The 4,381-nt window shown below is 37.9% G+C and carries 4 protein-coding genes; 2 read left to right on the top strand and 2 right to left on the bottom strand.

Annotation, left to right across the window (positions count from 1 at the left end):
- The first annotated feature begins 399 nt into the window (after positions 1-399).
- The gene (locus V7149_RS23605) at positions 400-780 is read left to right on the top strand and encodes a kinase-associated lipoprotein B (protein WP_335348020.1); all 381 of its coding nucleotides are present in this window, start codon (positions 400-402) and stop codon (positions 778-780) included.
- A 41-nt stretch (positions 781-821) separates the two neighbouring features.
- Here V7149_RS23605 and kapD read toward each other — a convergent pair whose 3' ends face one another.
- Positions 822-1,442 (bottom strand): 3'-5' exonuclease KapD, encoded by a 621-nt coding sequence (gene kapD / locus V7149_RS23600; protein WP_335348019.1) that lies wholly within the window; start codon positions 1,440-1,442, stop codon positions 822-824.
- A 174-nt stretch (positions 1,443-1,616) separates the two neighbouring features.
- Between kapD and V7149_RS23595 the strand changes: the two genes are divergently transcribed.
- Complete coding sequence (locus V7149_RS23595) at positions 1,617-3,479, top strand: transglycosylase domain-containing protein (protein ID WP_335348018.1); 1,863 nt, start codon at positions 1,617-1,619, stop codon at positions 3,477-3,479.
- A 32-nt stretch (positions 3,480-3,511) separates the two neighbouring features.
- On the opposite strand, the gene V7149_RS23590 is transcribed toward V7149_RS23595, so the two are convergent.
- Positions 3,512-4,069 carry a DUF5366 family protein gene (locus V7149_RS23590; protein WP_335348017.1) on the bottom strand — a complete coding sequence of 186 codons (558 nt, stop codon included), beginning with the start codon at positions 4,067-4,069 and terminating at the stop codon, positions 3,512-3,514.
- Positions 4,070-4,381: the final 312 nt, after the last annotated feature.

Raw genomic sequence — 4,381 nt, 5'->3', positions numbered from 1 at the left:
CAAAGATGCCGATTGATGACCCTGGCGACCGCTTTTTGAACATGACGGGCACCAAAGTCACTGATTGATGACCCTGGAGGCCTCTTTTTGTGCATGACGAGCATCAAAGTCACCGATTGATGACCCTGGTAACCGCTTTTTGCGAATAACGGGCACCAAAGATACCGATTGATGACCCTGGCGACCGCTTTTTGAACATGACGGGCACCAAAGACGGCGTTTGATGACCGTTTTGGCCACTTTATGCGCATGACGGGCACCAAAGACGGTAATTCCCGTTTTAAAGTGTTATCAATTTTCCCTTGCTTAGATGATTTGTATCTTCATTTTACTTTGTTTTTCCAAGCTGGTAAGCCATAATGAGATTACTACGGTACATCTCGGAAAGGGGAATTTTATATGGCAGATTTAAATGTTGGCGATAAGGTAACAGCCATTTATAAAACAGGCAAATATATTGGAGAAATTACAGACATTCGGCCGCAGCACTTTCTTGTTCGGGTTCTAGCGGTGGTTAAACATCCTATGCAGGGTGATTTACATAACCCTAAAGATGCAAATGTTCAAATGTTTCATGAACGCAGAGCTTTAGCGTATCGGGAACAAACAAATGTCCCAAAACAAATGGTTAAACCTTTTGACGGTGATATCCCTGAATTTACAGCTTCTTTAAGAACCGCTTTAGATAAAATGATTCAGGAACTTAAAGAAGATGCCTCCCCTTGGGCAGAGCTTAGCCTAAAGAATATCGAAACTCTTGAGAAGGATTATTTTAAATGAGAAAACAAAAAGCCAAATCGATTCATATGCGATTTGGCTTTTTATGCGAATTTATTTAATAGCTTTGAAAAATCTACCCGATCCCCAATAGTGGTCGGCTCAGGCTTTCCAAGGTATTTCTTATCCTTTTCTACTAATCTAAAAATATTATAAGTAGTCATGGCATCATCTAAAGCACGATGATGTTTTCCGGTGCCTTCCTTTCCATATTCCTGGACGGCCTTCCATAATCCTGTTTGATTCTGATCACCAAAAAAACGTTTGTATTCCATTGATAAGTCCACTTCCTTCCCTTTAAAAGGAAAAGGAATTCCAACCTGTTGACAATTATTTCGCAGAACCCTCATATCCATATTCCCCCACGTAATAATAGGACATGGTTGATTTCCACTCATTTCCTTCATCTTTTTGACCAATTCTATAAAGGAAATCCCTTGATCTACCTGCTCTTGTGAAATATGAAGGAATGATTTACACCGTTCTGATAGCTTCGGAAAGCGAACTGGAGAAACGAAGGAAGAAAATTGATCAAGAATTTGGTCATTGGATACTGAAACAATTCCGGCTTCAATAATTTCTGGATAAAAACCTTTGTACCTGCCATTTTTTTCAGGCATAGTAAATTCAAAGTCAATAAATAAATAATGACACTCTTCCCCCATGTTTACACCTTCTTTCATTGAAAAAATAAACGCACGTCATTTCCACTATTATACCATGGAATTTTTTAATTTTTCTGGGTAATTTCATTTTTAAATGAATTTTTATTTGTTTGATTCTGCTGTAGAATAGAGGTTGGAAAATCTGGCAAGTGCTTTCGGAAAGGAAGATGGGCATTGCGTACGTTAACCGGATATTTGATCATAGTTGCCTTAGTTCCATGCTTCCTTTTGCTTATTTTTGCATCTGGTTCTGAAATATCTAAGGTAAAAAGCATTCACCATGTATTAGAAGAAAAAATCAAAATTAAGGACATATCCTTGCCGCAAACCTCCTATATGAAAGCTCAGAATGGCACCATTATCTCTGAAATTCATCGGCCGTTTAACCGAATAAACCTTGAAATTGAGGACATTCCTCCCTTTCTTACCCAATTATTTATCGTTTCTGAGGATCAGCATTTTTACGATCATGTTGGCTTTGATTTAACTTCCATTGGCCGCGCCTTGGCAATTAATATGAAGTCAAATAAGATTGAGCAAGGGGCTAGTACCATTACTCAACAATTAGCAAGGAACCTTTTTCTTAACAATGAAAAATCATATAACCGTAAACTGAGCGAGCTTCTTTACTCTTATGAGATTGAACGTAAATATACAAAGAAAGAAATTTTAACGCTATATATGAATACCATCTATTTTCAAAATGGAGCCTATGGCATTGAAGCTGCATCTGAGCTTTATTTTCAAAAACATACGAGTGAGCTTTCTAAAGCAGAGCTTGCATTTTTGGCCGCAATCCCTAATAATCCTTCTCTTTATAATCCGGTAAAAAACTTTGAGCAGACGAAGGAAAGACAGGAACGATTAATCGATCAATTAAGCAAGCATCAATTAATCTCAACAGAAGAAGGGGTAGAAATAAAAAGAGAACCCATTCAATTAAATATGAAGGATCGAACTGATTTATTTCCTGACTACGTTACATATGCAGAAGCCGAGCTAAAGGAATTGATCGGGCAGCAGGAAGGCTTTACGGAAAAAATACGATCAGCTAAAACGGAGAAAGAGCAAAAAAATCTTGAAGAAATGCTTGAAAAGCGATTAGAGGAAGTTGTGGCATCAGGCATTATTATTGAAACGGCCCTCGATACAGTTATCCAAGAGCGCGCGAAAAGTGCAGTCACTCGAAACTTGCCCTACCCTGAAATCCAGGGGGCTGCAGCAGTAATAGATCATGAAACCCATCAGCTTGTTGCACTTGTAGGGGGCAAGCAATACAAAAAACATGATTTTAACAGAGGATTTCAAGCCTACCGTCAACCAGGCTCTGCGATCAAGCCATTGCTCGTCTATGCACCTTATTTTGAAAGAAGCGATGCATCCTTACGGAAAAAAATTAATGCAAATTCCTTTTGCAAAAACGGTTATTGCCCGCAAAACTATGGCGGCGGCCAATATGGTTTCGTTACGTTAGAACAGGCATTTATACATTCTTATAATACACCTGCTGTCAGAATCTTAGATTCTATTGGAATTGCAAATGGATTTAAAGATCTAGCCAACTTTCACTTCCGTAAGGTTTCCAAATCGGATTATACTCTAGCTGCAGCAATTGGGGGATTTTCATATGGGATGACTCCACTTGAACTTACATCCGCCTACACAGTGTTTGCGACTGATGGGCAGTACCAGCCCGCTAGAGCCATTAAAAAGGTAACGAATACGAATGGAGAGCTTCTTTATAGCTGGAATGAGCCCAAGGTTCAAGTATGGAGTAAGGATACTACAGACAAAGTACGACAGCTAATGAGAAAAACGGTTAAGTCCGGTACAGCTCGTAAAGCCTACCTATCTGCCGGATATTCAGGCGGAAAAACGGGAACAACGAATGATTATAAAGATTATTGGTTTATCGGTTTAACAGACCAATATACAGCAGGCGTATGGATTGGAAAGGATACACCTGAAAATATTGCATACGTGGAATCGACTGCCCCTCAGCAGCTCATCTGGAAGGAAATTATGTCGGGACAATAAAGGGGGCCATACTTAAATGAGCCCCCCTCTTTTTATATTGGTAAGCTTGCGATAAGGCTGTTATACACCTTAACAGCAAGATAAATAACTCCAGAAATAAAGCTAGACCAGAAAAGCACTTGAAAAAAAATGAGCCCAACAAGACCAAGATAAGATAAAGATGAGCTGACTTTATGCACAAAATATAAGAAATAAACAGCCGTGGTCGCTGCAAAAATAATGCCAATCCCCGTAAAGCTGTTCATACTTACTAAAGATAAGAAGCTTCCGACAAAAAATATAACAGCCCCGCTCCGAATTTGCTTTAAGCTGTCCCCTTCTGAGTCTTTAGAAAAGAACAAAAGAGAAAGCTCGTTAATTGTATTCGCGATTAGCTTCAATGCAGCAAATACCATAAAAAATAACAGCATGAGAAGAATGAGCAGTGAAAGCTTAATCCCGCCCTCTGAAAAAAACTCCAGCATACCAGTATAAATACCAGCATTCTTAAGAAAATCAATGAGAACTTTTTCAACCTTTATCGATAGAGTTAGGCTGAACAATATGATAGAAAGCAGCGGAAAGTAACTCATAAAATATGTATTCTTCATTTTTTCTCCATTCGCTTATTCCTAAAAATCTTTATTGGAAGGAATCAACATTATTCAATTTACTTTTTCTACTTCTTCATTATTACGGAACCTGTCGATTTAGACAATAGTTTGATATTCCAGAAACTAATCATAGGAACGAATAATAATACATAATCTATTTGTTCTTACTTTTCCTGAAATAATAATTAACGAAACAGTTTACTAGTTTAAAGTAGTAAACTTACTACATAATTCCTCAATTTTTTCTATTATTTCATAAATAATCGACATTTTTATTTAAGCTTCTTCCTCTTTTATCCCTGTTTCTAT

Source organism: Bacillus sp. JJ1503 (assembly GCF_036965125.1).
Lineage (GTDB): Bacteria > Bacillota > Bacilli > Bacillales > Cytobacillaceae > Cytobacillus.
This window is presented reverse-complemented; position numbering and strand designations above follow the sequence as displayed.